The organism is Ruegeria sp. R8_1 (assembly GCF_017743815.1).
Taxonomy (GTDB): domain Bacteria; phylum Pseudomonadota; class Alphaproteobacteria; order Rhodobacterales; family Rhodobacteraceae; genus Ruegeria; species Ruegeria lacuscaerulensis_A.
In genome coordinates, this window is sequence record NZ_JAGHRL010000001.1 from 125,157 (window position 1) to 142,831 (window position 17,675).

Below are 17,675 nucleotides of genomic sequence, written 5' to 3' on the forward strand. Positions count from 1 at the left end.
TCGCGTGTCATGTACGAAGCGTGCCCAAGATGCAAAGCAAAAAGCCGGGACATGCGAAAATGCACTACGTCACGCCTTGGGATGGGTACGGTCGTACACCTCCATCAGACGGGTTGTGTCGACGGCGGTATAGGCCTGTGTGGTTGAAAGTGAGGCATGACCCAGCAATTCTTGTATCGCACGCAGGTCCCCTCCAGCAGACAAAAGGTGGGTCGCAAAGCTGTGCCGCATGGCGTGCGGGGTCGCCGTGGCCGGTAGCCCAAGTTGCTGCCGGGCTTTTGCCATAACCGCCTGAATGGCGCGAGGGTTCAGCGCGCCACCTCGCACGCCGCGAAAAAGAGGTTTGTCTTTGGCCAGCGGATGCGGGCACAAGGTCGTGTAACGATCGACGGCCGCCCGTGCGGCAGGCAAGACCGGCACGATCCGTTCTTTTTTGCCTTTGCCGACGATTCGCAGCGATTGGGGTAGAGGAGCGTCGGCACCAGTCAGGGAAAGGGCTTCGGAAATCCGTAGGCCGCAGCCATAAAGCAAGGTGACTACGGCCGTATCGCGGGCCGAAATCCATTCGCTGGTCGATTGCAGCTCGACAGTTTCTATCAAGGCACGGGCGGCGTCTTCGGCCACGGGGCGGGGTAGCTTTTGGGTGAATTTGGGGGCACGCGTTGACAAAACGGCTGTCGGCTCGAACCCTTCCCGTTCCGCCAGCCAGCGATAAAAGGTTTTGACTGCAGATAGCTTGCGCGCCAAGGACCTTGCGCCGACGCCGGAACTGCGCTGATCGGCCATCCAGGCGCGCATGTCGGATACTGTAATTCGCGCCAAAGCGGCCAGCCCCTGGCGTTCGCTGTGGTGCAAAGTCATGAACGACAAGAATTCGGCCACGTCGCTGCGATAGGCAGCCTGCGTATTTTCCGAGCGCCCGGACAGGGCCACAAGTCCCTCAAGCCAATGCTGCAACGCGTCGCGGCAGGCCGGAGAGATCAGGCTCATGACAGCCAGTTGCGCATGGAACGTTCGAACACGCCGGCGAAAAAGGTCAGCAGATCTGTTCCCAGTTGCGGAGTGAAATGGTTGGGATCCTTCGCGCTCATGATAATCATGCCCGGCAGGCGACCCTCGCCAAGATCCAGTCTCATGCACGCTTCAGACCGCAGGTGGTCGGCTTGCTCGCCGAATATGCGGTGGGTGGGATGAATGACTTCACGCAACACAACCTCACGTGCGGGGCCGCTGCGGTCGAATGTCAGGTAGTTATCGACAAAACCGGGTTCAACAACCGCCAGTGCGCCGCCCAGTTTCTCGATAGCCGGGTCTTGCTGCAGGGCAGTGGTTTCCAGCACCAGAGTGATGCGATCAACGCGCAATATCTCGGCCACATCCGTACCGAGCGTGCGCAGGAAATCTTCGAACCCTGTGGGATCCAGCAGGCGCAAGATTGCGCGGTGGACCTGATTGGTGCCTGCAAGGTTTTCGTAGGCGGCGGCGATCACCGAACGGTGCGTGTCTTCAAGCCGATCCAGTCGTGCTTCGAGACGTTGCATGGCAATGCCACGCAGGTCGATGATGTTGTCTCCGCGCGCTTGTTCATTGGCGGCGACGAGGGCCTGCATCAGGTCCTTGTCGTCGAGAACTGCGTCAGGCTCGGCCAGAATCGCCTCGCGGAGAGTGTCCTTGAGTTTGGTATTGCTGCTCATGTCCCGTCCGGTCTTTTTTATGTTTTGTCGCCTTATAACACGGCTGGACCGATTTGCCTTGGGAAAAGTGAGCCTTCGATGGGATTTCCCGCTGTTTACGATGCGGGGGGCTCCCGCCAGCAGAGCCACGATCAAAGATCGAGACTGTGCTGTTGGGCCGGGCGCGGCACCTGACGGCACCGCGCAGCAGTGTCAGGGATCAGAGGATTTTCTGACCGGTCTTGGCCCAGTCTGCCAGGAAGGTTTCAAGCCCCTTGTCGGTCAGCGGGTGATCGGCCAGTTTCTTGATCACGGCAGGCGGGGCGGTGATCACGTCGGCACCGATGCGGGCACTGTCGGTCACGTGGTTCACGGTGCGGATGGATGCGGCCAGAATTTCGGTCTCGAACCCGTAATTGTCATAGATCTGACGGATATCGGCGATCAGGTCCATGCCGTCGAGGTTGATATCGTCCAGACGGCCGATGAAGGGCGAGATGAAGGTTGCGCCCGCTTTGGCGGCCAGCAGGGCCTGATTGGCCGAGAAGCAGAGCGTCACGTTGACCATCTGGCCTTCGTCAGACAGGGTTTTACAGGTTTTCAGCCCTGCCCATGTCAGCGGCACTTTCACAGCGATATTCGGCGCGATCTGGGCCAACTTGCGGCCTTCGGCGATCATGTCGTCGGCCTCGGTGGCGACAACTTCGGCTGAGACGGGGCCGTCGACCAGTTCACAGATCTCTTTGGTCACTTCCAGAATATCGCGGCCCGATTTCAGGATCAGCGAAGGGTTGGTGGTCACGCCGTCTACCATGCCCAGATCGTTCAGTTCGGCGATGGCGTCGATCTCGGCTGTGTCTACGAAGAATTTCATGAGGGCAGTCCTTTGATGGGTTGGCCTTGGTCGCGGATGGCTTTACCTCAAAGAGACCCATGCTGAAACCCCTGACAAGGATATGCGGTGAGCACTCAGGAGTATTTCGACCACGGTGAACTGGTGGCGGTGCTGACCGCGCAACCGCTGGACCGGACGCTGGATTACAAAGCGCCCGAGGGCGGGTGTTTTCTGGGCGCGTTTGTCGAGGTTCCGCTGGGCCCGCGCAAGGTTCTGGGCGTGGTCTGGGGGCCGGGGCAGGGCGGTTTTGATCTGGCCAAGGCGCGCTCGGTGATCCGGGTGCTTGAGGTCGCGCCAATGCGCGAAGAGATGCGGTTGTTTCTGGGGAAAGTGGCCGATTACACGCTGACGCCGATGCCTGCGATGCTGCGTCTGGCAACCCGCGCGCCGGGATTGGGCGATCCGCCGTCAATGCGCAAAGTCTATCGCCTGGGGGATGCCGAACCCGACCGCATGACCGACGCGCGCACCCGCGTGCTTGAGGTGCTGCGCGACTACGGCGGGCTGGCGTTCACGTTGAAGGAACTGGCCGAGCAGGCGGGGGTGACGTCCTCGGTCGTCAAGGGCTTGGTCAAGCAAGGCGCGGTGCGCGAGGAAGACAGCCCGCGTGATCTGCCCTATCCCCGGCTGGACCCGGACTTGCCAGGCAAGACGCTGACCGGGGATCAGGCCGACGCTGTGGCGCGCTTGCAGGCCGGGCAACGGACCGGCGACTATGGCACGACATTGCTGAAGGGCGTCACCGGCTCGGGCAAGACCGAGGTTTATCTTGAGGCCGTCGCCGAAGCCTTGCGCATGGGGCGGCAGGCGTTGGTTTTGCTGCCCGAGATCGCGCTGACCGCCGAATTCCTGACACGGGTTGAGGCGCGGTTTGGTGCGCGCCCGGCGGAATGGCACTCGGGCGCCACCATGACCGAGCGCCGCCGGGTCTGGCGTATGGTCGGGCAGGGTGAGGCGCAGTTGGTTGTCGGCGCGCGCTCGGCGCTGTTCCTGCCGTTCCGTGATCTGGGGCTGGTGGTGGTCGATGAGGAGCACGACACCTCGTACAAGCAGGAAGACGGGGTGCATTACAGCGCCCGGGATATGGCGGTGCTGCGGGCCTCAATCTGCGGGGCGCGGGTGGTTCTGGCCAGCGCGACGCCCTCGCTGGAAAGCTGGGCCAATGCCGAGGCTGGCAAGTATGAGCGGCTGGACCTGACCTCGCGCTTTGGGGCGGCGGTTCTGCCCGAAATGAAGCCCATCGACATGCGGGCCGAACAGATGCAGCCGGGGACGTGGATATCGCCGTCACTGCGGCAGGCGGTGCGGCAACGGATCGAACGCGGGGAACAGTCACTGCTGTTCATCAACCGCCGCGGCTATGCGCCGGTGACGCTGTGCCGGGCGTGCGGCGAGCAGATTGCATGTGACCATTGTGATGCGCGGATGGTGGAGCACCGGTTTCTCAAACGCCTGATGTGCCATCAATGCGGCGAGACAAAGCCGATGCCCGACACGTGTCCCTCGTGCAAGGTCGAGGGCAAATTGGCCCCGGTCGGGCCGGGTATCGAACGGCTGGCCGAAGAGGCCGAGGCCACATTCCCCGAGGCCAAGATCGCGATGCTCAGTTCCGATCTGTTCGGCTCGGCCCGCGCTTTGAAGGCTAAGATCGAAGAGATCGCCGAGGGCGACGCGGATATCGTCATCGGCACGCAACTGGTGGCTAAGGGGCACAACTTTCCCAAACTGACGCTGGTGGGGGTGATTGATGCCGACCTCTCGCTGCATGGGGCTGACCTGCGGGCGGCGGAGCGGACGTTTCAACTGATGCGGCAAGTCGCGGGGCGCGCAGGGCGGGCCGATAAGCCGGGTCAGGCGCTGTTGCAGACGTTTCAGCCTGAACACCCGGTGATCCGCGCCATTCTGTCAGGCGATGAAGAAGGGTTCTGGAAGGCCGAGGCCGCCGGGCGTCAGGCCGCTGGCGTCCCGCCCTATGGGCGCATGGCCGGGATCGTGTTGTCCGGCCCCGAGGTTGGTCCGGTGTTCGACATCGGCAACGCGATGGCGCGCAACGATGCGCCGCTACGCGCCATAGATGCCCAAGTCTTCGGACCTGCGCCCGCGCCCATCGCACGGATCCGCGGGCGGCATCGCGTGCGCCTGCTGGTCAAAGCCCCCAAAGGCGCGCCGATTCAGGATGCCATCGCGCGCTGGATTGCGCCCCTGCGTCTGAAGGGCGATATCCGCCTGACCGTCGATATCGACCCGCAGAGTTTTTACTGACCTCTGCACCGGTGCAGACCGCCTGTGCGTCTGCCCCCTCGCCAAACCGAAAAAATGAGCGTAGAGCGGTGTCATGCTGAAACCCATGCCGCTCTCTGACGCGCAGAGCCTCCCGTTCTGGCGCCGTCCCATAACGCTCTTGTTCATGATGGCGTTGATGATGCCCATTGCGTTCAACGCATGGAGCGCGCTGCTGAACAATTTCGTTATCGAAGTGGCAAATTTCGACGGAGCGGATATTGGTCTGCTGCACACCGTTCGCGAAATTCCGGGCTTTCTGGCCGTTGGTGTGATTGCGGTGATCATCTTTATCCGCGAGCAAGTGCTGGCGATGATCTCGCTGATGATGCTGGGGGTCGCGACGGCGATCACGGCGTGGTTCCCCAGCCTCGGCGGGCTGTTGTTTGTGACCTTGTTCAGCTCGATCGGGTTTCACTATTACGAGACGGTAAACCAGTCGCTGCAGCTGCAATGGTTGCCCAAGGATCGCGCGCCGCAGGTGCTCGGCTGGCTGGTGGCGATGGGCTCAGCGGCGACAGCAGTGGTTTACGGTTTGATCGTACTGACATGGGACCGGTTCGATCTGTCCTATAACCTTGTCTTCATGGCGGCGGGCGGCGTGACGGCCCTGTTGGCGCTGTTCTGCCTGCTGGCCTATCCGCAATTCGAAGCGCCCACGCCGCAGACCAAAAAGCTGATCCTGCGCAAACGCTATTGGCTGTATTACGCGCTGCAATTCATGGCAGGTGCGCGGCGGCAGATCTTTGTCGTCTTCGCAGGCTTCATGATGGTCGAGAAATTCGGGTTCGAGGTGCATGAGCTAACGAGCCTCTATCTGATCAATCTGGTGATCAACATGGCCGCCGCCCCGATGCTGGGCAAAGCCGTATCCGTGTTCGGCGAGCGCCGTACGCTGATCTTTGAATATGCGGGTCTGGCCATCGTTTTCGCGGCCTATGGCGGCATCTATTGGTTTGGCTGGGGCGTGGTGCTGGCAGCGATCCTGTATGTGATTGACCATGTGCTGTTCGCGCTGGCATTGGCGCTGAAAACCTATTTCCAGAAAATAGCCGATCCGGCGGATATTGCACCCACGGCGGCCGTAGCCTTTACCATCAACCACATCGCCGCCGTGTTCCTGCCGGCGTTGCTTGGGCTGCTGTGGGTGGTCTCTCCGGGGGCCGTGTTTGCGCTGGCGGCGGCGATGGCGCTGATCTCGTTGGCGCTGTCCCTGCTGATCCCGCGCCACCCCGAGCCGGGCAATGAAACCATCCTGTCAAAATACGCCCCGGCCCCTGCGGAATAAGCCAGCGCTTGACCTTGCCTGCCCGGCGGCCTAGGCGCAGTGGAAACCCAAACAGGAGGCCCCCATGCCCACATTCACTGCGCTGACCACTCTGACGGGCAAGAAAGCTGCCGAAGGCTTGGGCGAAGCAATGGAGCGTCTGGAGCCCGAGCCCACCGGCGTTGGTGTGTTCGAGGTCGAGGACGGCTCGGGCCTTTGGGAAGTTGGCGGCTATTTCACCGAAACCCCGGATGAAACCGCGCTGGCCGTTCTGGCCGCCGCATTCGAGGCCAAGCCCTTTGTTGTCTCGGAACTGCCCGAAACCGATTGGGTCGCCCATGTGCGCCGCGAGCTGGCCCCGGTCGAGGCCGGGCGCTTCTTTGTCTACGGCAGCCACGACGCCGACAAACTGCCCGAAGGCCGCATTCCCCTGCTGATCGAGGCCGCGATGGCTTTTGGCACCGGGCATCACGGCACAACGCTGGGGTGCCTCAAGGCGCTGGATCATCTGCTGAACGATGGGTTCGAGGCGACGAAGGTGGCCGATATCGGCTGCGGCACCGCTGTTCTGGCCATGGCCGCAGCGCGGGTCTGGCAGGGCGATATCATCGCCAGCGATATTGATCAGGTGGCCGTCGATGTGGCCGAGGCGAACCTGAAAGCCAATGGCATGGCCGGACAGGTGGAATGCGTCGAGGCGGCAGGGTTCGACCATCCCGACCTGAAAGCGCATGCACCCTACGATCTGATTTTTGCCAACATCCTGAAAGGCCCTTTAGTCGCGTTGGCACCCGAGATCGGGGCGAATCTTAAAGCAGGCGGATACGCGATTCTATCCGGAATCCTGAACGAACAGGCCGATGATGTGGTGTTTGTTTATTCTCAAAACGGGTTCAATCTTACCCAAAGGGCCGAGATTGGCGAGTGGACGACGCTAATCTTAAGCAAACAGGGCTAAATTAGGGCCATTTACAGGAGTTTTATGGATTCCCGCCACTTTTTTGGCGCAATCTCTTTCTACCGTTCAAGCATGGATATCGGGGGCGGTTATTGGAGGCTGCCATGACTGGAAAACAACTGGAATTTGATCAGCGCATTCATCGCCTGAACAAAAAGCACGCCAAGCTTAGCCGGGGTTATCGCGCAACTATGCGCAAAGATGGCCTTGTGGTGATGAGGCCGCAGCGTGTGCAGTCTGCTGTGCCTGTCAAAGTTCTGCTGATGGCTTTTGTGGGCTTTATCGCGTTCAAAACTTTCTTGCTCACAAGTTTGGGGGCAGGTGGGTATCAGTATCGCGTGGACAGCCTTGCCGAAGGGACCGAGGTCGAAAAGGCCGGTGCTTGGATCATGCAGATCGACCCGCTTTCTTCGTTTCTCTCAACTCAGGTCGCCAAATATTTGCCCTGAGTTTCGTCTGCTCTGACGAAAAACGCCGCGCATAGATGAATGCGCGGCGTTCGTCTTTGCCCCCGAGGGAGAAAGGGGCTTGTGAGTGGTGGGGGTGTGCTAATCCCTACCGGCGGCCTTCTGCTACGACGTCGATGTCGCCCCGGCACAGACCGATATCTTCCAGTTCGCGATCTGTCAGACCGCTCAGCGCATTACGGGTCATGCGGGCGTCATTCCATTCGATAACGGCGTTTACGGCCGATGCGAAAATTCCGCCGATACGGCCAGCAGGGCCGAATGAGCCAGTGGTGGCGTGGGTGGTATCCAGTGCAGCCATATCCTGTTTCCTTCTGGTTAGAGTTCCATGAGTGTCATTCGATTTGACGGGCATTTAGGGGTGTCGTTCTGACACTGCAAGTGATGAAAACGCATGTGTCCTATGCGTTTTTTGCAAGTCTCGGAATTTGTGAAAACCCTTTAATATTATGGCCATTTTACGGTCATAAAACATGTCGAAAACAGGCTTTCCGCTGTCGTAAATTGACTGATTTGTCGGTGGCGAAACAGGTCTGTCGTTTTTAGCCCGCCCGTCAATTCGCTTGGAAAATGTTCACGCTTCGTGCTAACCCGTAAGAAAGATCACAAAAACCCGAGCAGGCTGGGGCACAACATGCGAATTTTGGGCATTGATCCGGGGCTACGAACCCTGGGATGGGGCGTCATCGAATCGCATGGCAGCCGCCTGAGCCATGTGGCCAACGGGCTGTGCAAATCGGATGGGGATGATTTGGGCGAGCGGCTGTTGTCGCTGCACAACCAGATTGTCGAGGTGATCGCCGAACACGCACCCGATCAAGCCGCGATCGAGCAGACTTTCGTGAACAAGGACGGTGCGGGCACGCTGAAACTGGGCCAGGCGCGCGGGGTTGCCCTGCTTACTTTGGCGCAGGCGGGGTTGCCGGTAGGGGAATACGCGCCGAACCGGGTCAAGAAAACGGTGGTAGGTGTCGGGCACGCCGAGAAAGAGCAGGTCTTGCACATGGTAAAGCTGCAGCTGCCCGGGTGTCAGCCCAAAGGCGCGGATGCGGCAGATGCGCTGGCGATTGCGATCTGTCATTCCTATTACGGCTCGGCGCCACAGGCGCGGATGAAAGAGGTGCGGGCATGATTGGCAAACTCACAGGCCGGCTGGATTATCGCGCGGCGGATCACGTCCTGATCGACGTGCGGGGGGTTGGGTACATCGTCTATTGCTCGGACCGGACCATGGCGGCCTTGCCGAGCGTGGGTGAGGCGGTCTCGATCTATACGGACATGGTCGTGCGGGAAGACCTGATGCAATTGTATGGGTTCTTGTCTCTGGTCGAGAAGGAATGGCATCGCCTGCTGTGTTCGGTGCAGGGGGTGGGGGCCAAAGTGTCTTTGGCGATCCTGTCGGCGCTGGGCCCGGATGGCGTCAGCCGGGCGATTGCGCTGGGTGACTGGGGCGCGGTCAAGGCGGCCAAGGGTGTGGGGCCGAAAACGGCGCAGCGCATTGTTCTGGACCTGAAAGACAAAGCGCCGGGCGTCATGGCCATGGGCGGCACCGTGACCGAAGCGATGGATGGTCCTGCGCTGGACGCCGTCGAACTGGTTGAGTCCGCGCCTGCGCCGAAACGGGCGGCGAATCCGGCCTCGGGCAATGCGGCCGCGTCAGCTGGGGCTTTGTCGGCGCTGTCCAATCTGGGGTACGGCCCGTCCGAGGCGGCCTCGGCCGTGGCCGAAGCGGCCGCCAGCCTGCCGGATGCGGGCGAGGCCGAGTTGATCCGGGCGGCGTTGAAACTGCTGGCTCCGAAAGGCTGAATGAATGACTGACGCGGATCCCACCCTGCGCCCGGACCCTCTGCCCGAGGATAACGATCGCGCCCTGCGCCCTCAGGGATTGGATGAATTCATCGGTCAGGCCGAAGCACGCGCCAACCTGCGCATCTTCATCCAATCGGCGCGTCAGCGGGGCGAAGCGATGGACCATACGCTGTTCCATGGTCCTCCGGGCCTTGGCAAGACAACGCTGGCGCAGATCATGGCGCGCGAGCTGGGGGTGAATTTCCGCATGACCTCTGGCCCCGTGCTGGCCAAGGCGGGTGATCTGGCGGCGATCCTGACCAATCTGGAATCACGCGACGTTCTATTTATCGACGAAATCCACCGCCTGAATCCCGCCGTCGAAGAGGTTCTGTACCCGGCGATGGAGGATTTTGAGCTGGATCTGGTGATCGGCGAAGGCCCCGCCGCGCGCACCGTTCGGATTGAGTTGCAACCCTTTACTCTGGTCGGAGCGACCACGCGAATGGGTCTGCTGACCACGCCCTTGCGTGACCGCTTTGGCATCCCGACAAGGCTGCAATTCTACACGGTCGATGAACTGCACGAGATCGTCACCCGTAATGCTCGCAAGCTGGGTGCGCCCGCTGACGACGCAGGCGCGCGTGAAATCGCGCGCCGGTCGCGCGGCACGCCGCGCATCGCGGGGCGGCTGCTGCGTCGGGTGGTGGATTTCGCCATCGTCGAAGGCGACGGGCGGATCACGCAGGAACTGGCCGATGGCGCGCTGACACGTTTGGGCGTGGACAATCTGGGGCTGGACGGTGCAGACCGGCGCTATCTGAAGCTGATTGCCGAAAATTACGCTGGGGGACCGGTGGGGATCGAAACGCTCTCGGCGGCGCTGTCGGAAAGTCGGGACTCGCTGGAAGAGGTGATCGAGCCCTATTTGCTGCAACAAGGCCTGATCCAGCGCACACCGCGCGGGCGGATGCTGGCGCAAAAGGCGTGGACGCATTTGGGTATGGCCGCGCCCAAGGGGCAAAGCGATCTGTTTGGTTGAAGCCTGAGACCAGAACTTTTATGGGTGCGCCATGGCAGCCACCCAGTGTCGAGGATTGCGTGTGACCCCTGAAGACATACAAACCCTGTTCACCCGCGAAAGCGGAGAGTTCCTGTTCGCCCGCTGGGGACGCCCAATCGTCCCGATCGTTTTTGGGGTGCAGGACGATACGCTCGCCACCGTCAAAGGCGCGTTTGAGGCGGTTGTAACCTTGGCCGGGCACAAGATGGCAGAAACCGACCCCGAGTTGGGCGCAAACTGCATGGTCTTCTTTTTCCGCGACTGGAAGGAGTTGCTGGAGGTTCCCGATCTGGACCGCCTCGTCCCCGACCTTGCGCCTTTAGTGGATCGACTGGTCGCGGCAGATGCCAATCAATACCGCGTTTTCCGGTTCGAAGAGGATGGTGCAATTCGGGCGGCGTTTGTCTTTCTTCGCATGGACGATGAGCTGTCGAAAGTTCCGGCTGAAACCCTGGCGCTTAGCCAGGTGGTGCAGACAATATTGCTTTGGTCTGACACCGCTTTTCGGGCGCAATCACCGTTGGCTGTGGCCGGTGAAACAACAGTGTTGCGCCCCGATGTCGCCGCGTTGATCCGGGCCGCTTACGACCCCGTGTTGCCAGGGGCAACGCAGGATTCTGCACATGCTTTACGATTGTTCGCGCGTCTGCAGGCAGGCCACTAGGTCGAACCTCAGGGGATTTTGCTGTGGAATGCTGACAGCAATGCGGTCTCGTCGGTGAAAAAGGCTTCCTCTCCGACCAGATCGGTGACGCCGTACCTGTCCAGTTCCGCGCGCACCTTTGGTGAGACAAGTAAGAAAACTAAACGAATGCCCTGTGCGTCCAGCATCCGGTACATGTCGCGCAACGTGAAACCGGCGGAGTAGTCCACGTCATCTACGGCCGATGCTTCAAGGCAGAACCAGCGTATATCGTTTTGTGGGTCCGACGTGATCGCCCGGATCTCATCTGCAAGCCGCTGCGTGTTTGCATAATACAGGCTGTGGGAAAAACGATAGATCACCAGTCCGGGGTCAAATTGGTTGGGTGGCGCGATGGATTTGGCGCGCCAGCCTTCGCCAGTTTTATTGCGCACGATCACGGTGTTTCTGGGGTGATAGCCGCGTCGCGTATGGTCGATCAGGGATAGGGCCATCGCCAGAATGATCCCTTGTTCGACTCCAACCAGCACAACAACTGCGGCGGTTGCCACTGCGATCCAGAATTCGGACCGCGCCTGGCGATAGATCGCGATCAGACCCTTTACGTCGATCAGTTTAAGTCCGATCAGAAACACGATGGCAGACAGGGCGGCGTTAGGCAGATACGCCAGTGGACCTGTCAGGAACAGAATGACAATAAGCACGATCAGCACGGTGGTCAGCTGCGCAATCTGACTGCGCCCACCCGCGCTGGCGACCATTTCGGTTTTTGTGGGGCTACCGTTAACCACAAAAGTCCCGCTGAACGCAGCGCCAATATTGGCCAGACTCAACCCGATCAAATCAGTGTTTTCGTTGAAGCGCTCATCATACCGGGCAGCGTACGCGCGCGAGGTTGCTGCGCTTTGTGCCAGGATGACAACAAAGATCGAAATGGCCGTCGGCAGCAATTGTTTGAACAGGTTCCAGCTCCAGCCGACGTTTGGAATGGACAGGGATGGCAAACCGCTGGGGACAGGGCCAAGCACTGCAATTCCTGATGCGCTGAGTTGGAACGCCCAACTGCACAGGATGACGCCGATAATGGCGATCAAAGGCCCCGGAATTTTGTTCGACAAGCGTTTGCAGCCGAAGACGATGACTAAAACAGCAGCGGACACCAGTAGCGTACCGGAACTGATCTGATCAATCTGTTGCGCGGTATCTGCCAGCTTTGCGATTGTGCCATGTCCGGAAGTCTCGATCCCCAATAAGCCGGGAAGTTCACCGCACGCGACCTGGATACCGACGCCGGTAAGGAACCCAACAAGCACCGTTCTGGACAAGAAATCCGCAAGAAAACCTAAGCCGATAACTCGGGCAACTATCAGCAATACCCCGGCCATCAACGCCAGGAGGGAGGCAAGGGCCAGATATTCGTTGGATCCCGAAACCGCCATGCCCGCCAGCGCTGAAGCTGTAATTGCCGCCGTCGCTGAATCTGCGCCCACCACCAAATGCCGCGAAGATCCGAAGATTGCGAACAGTGCCATTGGGATGAGGATAGTGTACAGGCCCGTCACGACCGGAGTGCCTGCGATTTTGGTGTATCCCATCACCTCAGGGATCGCGAGGCAGGCAAAAGTCAGGCCCGCCAGAATCTCGGTTGGCAGTCTGGACAGGTTCAGCGGCAGAATGCCCTGAAAAATCGGTAGCGCCCTGTTTTCTCGGCCTTTACCTGCCACGTTGCCCCCTATGCGATGTCGGTTTCCTGAGTGAAAGTGTATCGGGAGGAGCGTTGGAATACGAGCGTCTGTACCTGATCACGAAAATTAACAGGTCTAGGGGATTGCAGGTGGCACGGCGGACATGCATCTGTTTGGAATAGGGGATGCCCCGTTTGTTCAGAAGTCCTTATGTGGCCGGAATTCAGATCATGACCCAAGATTTAGACGCGTTGAAAAAGCACATTTTCCCAATCCGGGTTTATTATGAAGACACCGATATGGGCGGCGTGGTCTACCACGCGAACTATCTGAAATACATTGAACGTGCCCGGTCGGACTATGTACGCAATATTGGTAACGACCAGAACGCGATGCGGGATGCTGGCATTGTCTGGGTCGTGCGTAAAATCGAAGCTGAATACCTGGCCACAGCTAAATTCGATGATGAGCTGCAGATCGAAACCTGGATCACGGCGCTTTCGGGTGCCAGATTAACGATGGCACAGCGCGTGACGCGAGGGGAAACCGAAGTATTCACTGCCTCGGTCACGGCAGTTTGTATGAATGGACAGGGCAAACCGGTGCGTCTTCCGGCAGAGATTCGCGCATTGATGTAACAATTTCGGCCGCCCGGGTGGTTCTGTTGGCTTTTCATATCCAACTGCGTTAGCGTTTATCAAAACAAGGCCAAAGAAACGGCCGTCAGGCAAAAACTAAAGAGCAGGTTCATGGAAGCTGAAACGCTGGCGCTGGCGCAGGAGATCGACTTCTCCATGTGGGGGCTGTATGCCCGCGCGACCTTTATCGTCAAATTGGTGATGCTGATGCTGATCGGTGCGTCGGTTTGGTCTTGGGGGATTATCATTCAGAAAATCATTAACTATCGGGCCGCCCGGCGTGAGGCGCAGGTGTTTGATGAGGCGTTCTGGTCCGGAAACCCCCTGGATGAGTTGTTCGAACAGATCGGCACACAGCCTGACGGCAGTTCGGAAAAGATTTTCGCTGCGGGCATGATCGAATGGCGTCGCTCGCACCGTACGGATGGCGGGTTGATCGCCGGGGCAACGGCCCGGATCGACCGGTCGATGGATGTGGCCATCGCGAAAGAGGCTGAGACGCTGCAAAAGGGTCTGCCTGTCTTGGCAACGGTAGGTTCGACCGCACCCTTTATCGGCCTGTTCGGCACGGTTTGGGGCATCATGAACGCCTTTATCGAGATCGCTGAGCAGCAAAACACCAACCTGGCGGTTGTGGCCCCCGGTATCGCCGAGGCTTTGCTGGCGACCGGTCTGGGCTTGTTAGCCGCGATCCCGGCGGTGATTTTCTACAACAAACTCAGCGCGGATAGTGATCGGATCGTGGGCGGTTACGAGGCGTTTGCCGACGAGTTCGCCACCATCCTGTCGCGCCAGTTGGACAGCTAAGATGGGTGCGGCGGTTCAGCAAAGCTCGGGCGGGAATGGGCGCAGACGCGGACGGCGTCGCGGTCGTGCGCAGCCCATGGCCGAGATTAACGTGACCCCGTTTGTGGACGTCATGCTGGTGCTGCTGATCATCTTCATGGTGGCCGCACCTTTGTTGACGGTCGGGGTGCCGGTGGATCTGCCCAAGACGGCGGCAAGCGCATTGCCCGGTGACAATGAGGAACCCTTGACCGTGACGCTGACCGCTGATGGTCAGGTGCAGATTCAGACGACAGATGTTCAGCGTGAAGAATTGATTGGCAGGTTGCGCGCCATCGCGTCCGAGCGCAGCAGTGACCGCGTGTTCTTGCGGGCGGATGGCTCGATCCCTTATGCGCAGGTGATGCAGGTAATGGGTGCGTTGAATGCGGGCGGGTTTTCCAATGTCGGGCTTGTGACTGACACCGGCGGTCCGACGCTTGACGAAGGTGGAGAGTGAGGCGGCACGGTGGATACCGGCACCAAGATCTCGGCTATTGCCCATGTCAGTCTGATCGGATGGGCCTTGTTCGGCGGTACGTTCCGGTCCGAACCCTTGCCTATGGCCGTACAGGATGTCTCTGTGATTTCGGCTGAGCAATTTGCGGCAATGACCGCCCAACGGGACGCGCCCGAAGTGGCCACCCCGGCCGCGTTGCCGCAACCCGAAGCCCCGGTTGAAGATGCAACGCCCCCCGCACAGGTCGAAGAAGAGCAGCCGGTGCCAGAGGTATCGGAACCGACTGAGCCGGAGCCTGATACGGTTCCCGAAGCGGTTGAGCCACCACCTGAACCAGTTGTGATAGAACAACCCCCGACGCTTGAACCTCCCGAGCCGGACGTAGTTGCCTTGCCTGTGCCGCCGGGGCCCGAAGCACAGCCGCGCCCTGCGGACAGGGTTGCGCCCGAGCCCGTCGCGCCGCCTCCGCCCGAGGCCGCTCCGGATGATATCGAAACACCCGCTGTGTCTTTGGACGAAGGCGCCGAGGTTCAACAGGAACAGCAGGATCAAACCGCCCCCAAAGAGGCGACATATGAAATCGTGACCGAGGCCGAGGAAGCCAAGGAATACGCCCCGCGCAGCTCTCCGCGTCCGCAGGTTCGGCCAAACCGACCGACCCCTCCGGCGCAGCCCGAGGTGGCGGAAGCGCCTGAAGCCGAGTCCGAGACACCTGTGCCGCAGACTGCGGATGAAAGCGCCATCGAAGATGCGTTGGCCGAGGCGCTCGGGCAGGGCACAGAACCCTCTGGCCCGCCGCTGACCAGTGGTGAGAAAGATGCAATGCGTTTGGCAGTGTCCAAGTGCTGGAATGTAGGGTCGCTATCGACCGACGCGTTGCAGACTGTGGTCGTCGTCGGGTTTTCACTCACGCCGGATGGCAATGTGGTAGGCGGCAGCTTGCGGCTGATCGAGAGTTCCGGCGGATCTTCCGGCGCTTCAAGACAGGCCTACGAAGCCGCCCGGCGTGCAATCTTGCGCTGTGGAGCCAGAGGATATGACCTGCCTGCTGACAAGTATGAGCATTGGCAGGATATTGAGATTACATTCAATCCCGAGAGGATGCGGATCAAATGATAAGATTTCTGACCAGCCTGTTGCTTGGCCTGACGCTTTTGACAGCGCCGGTATATGCCCAGAACGGACCGCTGCGCTTGGAACTGGATCAGGGGATCATTGAGCCCTTGCCCTTCGCGGTGCCCAGTTTCGTGCCCGACGGTCCCGCTGCGGCTCAGTACGCGCAGGATATCACGCGAGTTGTCGCAGCGGACCTCACCGGTACCGGGCTGTTCCGCGAAATCTCGTCTGATGCCTTTATCAGCCGGGTCAGCAGCTTTGAGGCTCCGCTGCAATTTGCCGATTGGAAGGCCATCAATGCCGAGGCACTTGTGACCGGGGCAGTGAATGTCTCGGGCAATCGGCTGACGGTCCGCTTCCGGGTCTGGGACGTGTTTTCCGGGCAGGAGCTTGGCAACGGTTTGCAGTTCGCAGGCACTACGGATGGCTGGCGGCGCATGGCGCATAAGGTGGCCGATCAGGTCTATAGTCGCGTGACGGGTGAGGGCGGTTATTTCGACAGCCGCGTGGCCTTCGTGTCGGAAAGTGGCCCCAAGGATCAGCGCCTGAAACGTCTGGCGATCATGGATTACGACGGTGCGAATGTGCAGTACTTGACCGACAGTGCCGCCATCGTGCTGGCCCCGCGCTTTTCTCCGACGGGGGATCGGTTGCTCTATACCAGCTATGAGACCGGCCAGCCGCGTATCTATGTGCTGGACGTGGACCGCGTCCGCCGTAGCGAGTTGAGCACGCCCGGCGGCACCATGAGCTTTTCGCCCCGCTTCTCGCCGGATGGACGCTCGATCGTCTATTCGTCGATTCAAGGAGGGAATACCGATCTTTGGAAGATGGATCTGGCCTCGGGGCAAAGCACTCGTCTGACCAACACGCCAGCGATTGAGACCGCGCCCAGCTATTCGCCAGATGGCTCGCAGATTGTGTTCGAAAGCGACCGCTCGGGCACGCCGCAACTGTATATCATGCCCGCCAATGGCGGCGAGGCGACGCGGATCAGTTTTGGTGCAGGGCGCTATGGCACGCCGGTTTGGTCGCCGCGCGGGGATCTGATCGCCTTTACAAAGCAAAACAAGGGCCGGTTCCATATCGGCGTCATGCGGACGAACGGCGATGAGGAACGCCTGTTGACCTCGTCCTTCCTGGATGAAGGGCCAACCTGGTCGCCCAATGGTCGGGTGATCATGTTCACCCGTGAGACCCAAGGCGCAAGCGGTCGGGCGACGCTTTATTCGGTGGATATCTCGGGCCGAAACCTGCGCCCGGTGCGCACACCTGATGGCGGCAGCGATCCGTCCTGGGGGCCGCTGCAGAATTGATCGCGGGGGCGGTCGGAAAAGTTCACAAGAAACCCGCGCTGTGCTACACAGGCGGCAATAAACAGATAAAACAACGAGGCACTTGAAATGAACGTATTGGGCAAAGTGGTAGCAGTAGGCGCGCTTGGCATTCTGGCTGCCTGTACCAGCAACGATCCATCCGATCTGGGCGGAGGCTTTGGCAACGGGGCAAATGGCGGTGGACTGGCGGCAGGATCGCCCAGCGATCCGCGCTCACCGGCTTATTTCCAGCAGACCGTCGGCGACCGGGTTCTGTTTGCGGTCAATGATTCGAACCTGTCGCCGCAGGCGCAGACCGTTCTGCAAGGTCAGGCGGACTGGCTTCTGGCGAACCCGGATTTCGTGGCAACCATCGAGGGCCACGCAGACGAACAGGGCACCCGCGAATACAACCTTGCACTGGGCGCACGTCGGGCCAATGAAGCTCGCGAATACCTGATCTCGCGCGGGGTGGCGGGCAACCGTCTGACCACGGTCAGCTATGGCAAGGAACGCCCGATCGAGATTTGCAGCACCGAGGAATGCTATTCCAAGAACCGCCGTGCGGTTACTGTGCTGACCGGGTCAACACTGGGGTAAG

19 protein-coding genes are annotated in these 17,675 nt (G+C 60.2%); 14 read left to right on the forward strand and 5 right to left on the reverse strand.

What is annotated here, in order from left to right; all coding sequences use genetic code 11:
• Positions 1–69 precede the first annotated feature (69 nt).
• From J7380_RS00615 to fsa, 3 genes are all read right to left on the reverse strand, one after another.
• Positions 70–990, reverse strand: coding sequence for a tyrosine recombinase XerC (locus tag J7380_RS00615; RefSeq protein WP_209194026.1), 921 nt, complete (start codon positions 988–990; stop codon positions 70–72).
• On the reverse strand, positions 987–1,694 hold the full coding sequence (locus tag J7380_RS00620; RefSeq protein WP_209194027.1) for a DUF484 family protein: 708 nt from the start codon (positions 1,692–1,694) through the stop codon (positions 987–989). The genes J7380_RS00615 and J7380_RS00620 overlap by 4 nt, the downstream gene beginning before the upstream one ends.
• Positions 1,695–1,893: 199 nt before the next feature.
• On the reverse strand, positions 1,894–2,547 hold the full coding sequence (gene fsa / locus J7380_RS00625; RefSeq protein WP_209194028.1) for a fructose-6-phosphate aldolase: 654 nt from the start codon (positions 2,545–2,547) through the stop codon (positions 1,894–1,896).
• Positions 2,548–2,634: 87 nt separating this feature from the next.
• On the opposite strand from fsa, the gene J7380_RS00630 reads away from it, so the two are divergent.
• From J7380_RS00630 to J7380_RS00645, 4 genes are all read left to right on the forward strand, one after another.
• Entirely contained in the window at positions 2,635–4,830 is a 2,196-nt protein-coding gene (locus J7380_RS00630) for a primosomal protein N' (RefSeq protein ID WP_209194029.1), read from the forward strand.
• A gap of 73 nt (positions 4,831–4,903) precedes the next feature.
• Positions 4,904–6,136: an MFS transporter gene (locus J7380_RS00635; RefSeq protein WP_209194030.1), complete on the forward strand. Its 1,233-nt coding sequence runs from the start codon at positions 4,904–4,906 to the stop codon at positions 6,134–6,136.
• A 64-nt stretch (positions 6,137–6,200) separates the two neighbouring features.
• A complete protein-coding gene (locus J7380_RS00640) occupies positions 6,201–7,073 on the forward strand; it encodes a 50S ribosomal protein L11 methyltransferase (RefSeq protein WP_209194031.1) in 873 nt (290 codons plus the stop codon).
• A gap of 104 nt (positions 7,074–7,177) precedes the next feature.
• Complete coding sequence (locus J7380_RS00645) at positions 7,178–7,522, forward strand: hypothetical protein (protein ID WP_209194032.1); 345 nt, start codon at positions 7,178–7,180, stop codon at positions 7,520–7,522.
• 106 nt (positions 7,523–7,628) lie between these two features.
• Here the strand turns inward: J7380_RS00645 and J7380_RS00650 are convergent, their stop codons facing one another.
• Entirely contained in the window at positions 7,629–7,841 is a 213-nt protein-coding gene (locus J7380_RS00650; protein WP_209194033.1) for a DUF1127 domain-containing protein, read from the reverse strand.
• 333 nt (positions 7,842–8,174) lie between these two features.
• On the opposite strand from J7380_RS00650, the gene ruvC reads away from it, so the two are divergent.
• The 4 genes from ruvC to J7380_RS00670 are packed head-to-tail and all read left to right on the forward strand — an operon-like array spanning position 8,175 to position 11,055.
• On the forward strand, positions 8,175–8,672 hold the full coding sequence (gene ruvC / locus J7380_RS00655) for a crossover junction endodeoxyribonuclease RuvC (RefSeq protein ID WP_209194034.1): 498 nt from the start codon (positions 8,175–8,177) through the stop codon (positions 8,670–8,672).
• Positions 8,669–9,346 (forward strand): Holliday junction branch migration protein RuvA, encoded by a 678-nt coding sequence (gene ruvA / locus J7380_RS00660; RefSeq protein ID WP_209194035.1) that lies wholly within the window; start codon positions 8,669–8,671, stop codon positions 9,344–9,346. The genes ruvC and ruvA overlap by 4 nt, the downstream gene beginning before the upstream one ends.
• A 4-nt stretch (positions 9,347–9,350) precedes the next feature.
• On the forward strand, positions 9,351–10,370 hold the full coding sequence (gene ruvB, locus J7380_RS00665) for a Holliday junction branch migration DNA helicase RuvB (protein ID WP_170354911.1): 1,020 nt from the start codon (positions 9,351–9,353) through the stop codon (positions 10,368–10,370).
• Between the two features lie 31 nt (positions 10,371–10,401).
• Entirely contained in the window at positions 10,402–11,055 is a 654-nt protein-coding gene (locus J7380_RS00670) for a hypothetical protein (protein ID WP_247742346.1), read from the forward strand.
• Between the two features lie 8 nt (positions 11,056–11,063).
• On the opposite strand, the gene J7380_RS00675 is transcribed toward J7380_RS00670, so the two are convergent.
• Positions 11,064–12,758: a SulP family inorganic anion transporter gene (locus tag J7380_RS00675; RefSeq protein WP_209194036.1), complete on the reverse strand. Its 1,695-nt coding sequence runs from the start codon at positions 12,756–12,758 to the stop codon at positions 11,064–11,066.
• A gap of 191 nt (positions 12,759–12,949) precedes the next feature.
• On the opposite strand from J7380_RS00675, the gene ybgC reads away from it, so the two are divergent.
• From ybgC to pal, 6 genes are all read left to right on the forward strand, one after another.
• Entirely contained in the window at positions 12,950–13,357 is a 408-nt protein-coding gene (ybgC, locus tag J7380_RS00680; RefSeq protein WP_209194037.1) for a tol-pal system-associated acyl-CoA thioesterase, read from the forward strand.
• Positions 13,358–13,468: 111 nt separating this feature from the next.
• Positions 13,469–14,164 carry a protein TolQ gene (gene tolQ / locus J7380_RS00685; protein ID WP_209194038.1) on the forward strand — a complete coding sequence of 232 codons (696 nt, stop codon included), beginning with the start codon at positions 13,469–13,471 and terminating at the stop codon, positions 14,162–14,164.
• Position 14,165: 1 nt separating this feature from the next.
• Complete coding sequence (gene tolR / locus J7380_RS00690; RefSeq protein WP_209194039.1) at positions 14,166–14,642, forward strand: protein TolR; 477 nt, start codon at positions 14,166–14,168, stop codon at positions 14,640–14,642.
• A gap of 9 nt (positions 14,643–14,651) precedes the next feature.
• A complete protein-coding gene (locus tag J7380_RS00695) occupies positions 14,652–15,758 on the forward strand; it encodes an energy transducer TonB (RefSeq protein ID WP_209194040.1) in 1,107 nt (368 codons plus the stop codon).
• Positions 15,755–17,074, forward strand: coding sequence for a Tol-Pal system beta propeller repeat protein TolB (tolB, locus tag J7380_RS00700; RefSeq protein WP_209194041.1), 1,320 nt, complete (start codon positions 15,755–15,757; stop codon positions 17,072–17,074). The genes J7380_RS00695 and tolB overlap by 4 nt, the downstream gene beginning before the upstream one ends.
• An 87-nt stretch (positions 17,075–17,161) precedes the next feature.
• Complete coding sequence (gene pal / locus J7380_RS00705) at positions 17,162–17,674, forward strand: peptidoglycan-associated lipoprotein Pal (protein ID WP_209194042.1); 513 nt, start codon at positions 17,162–17,164, stop codon at positions 17,672–17,674.
• Position 17,675 lies beyond the last annotated feature (1 nt).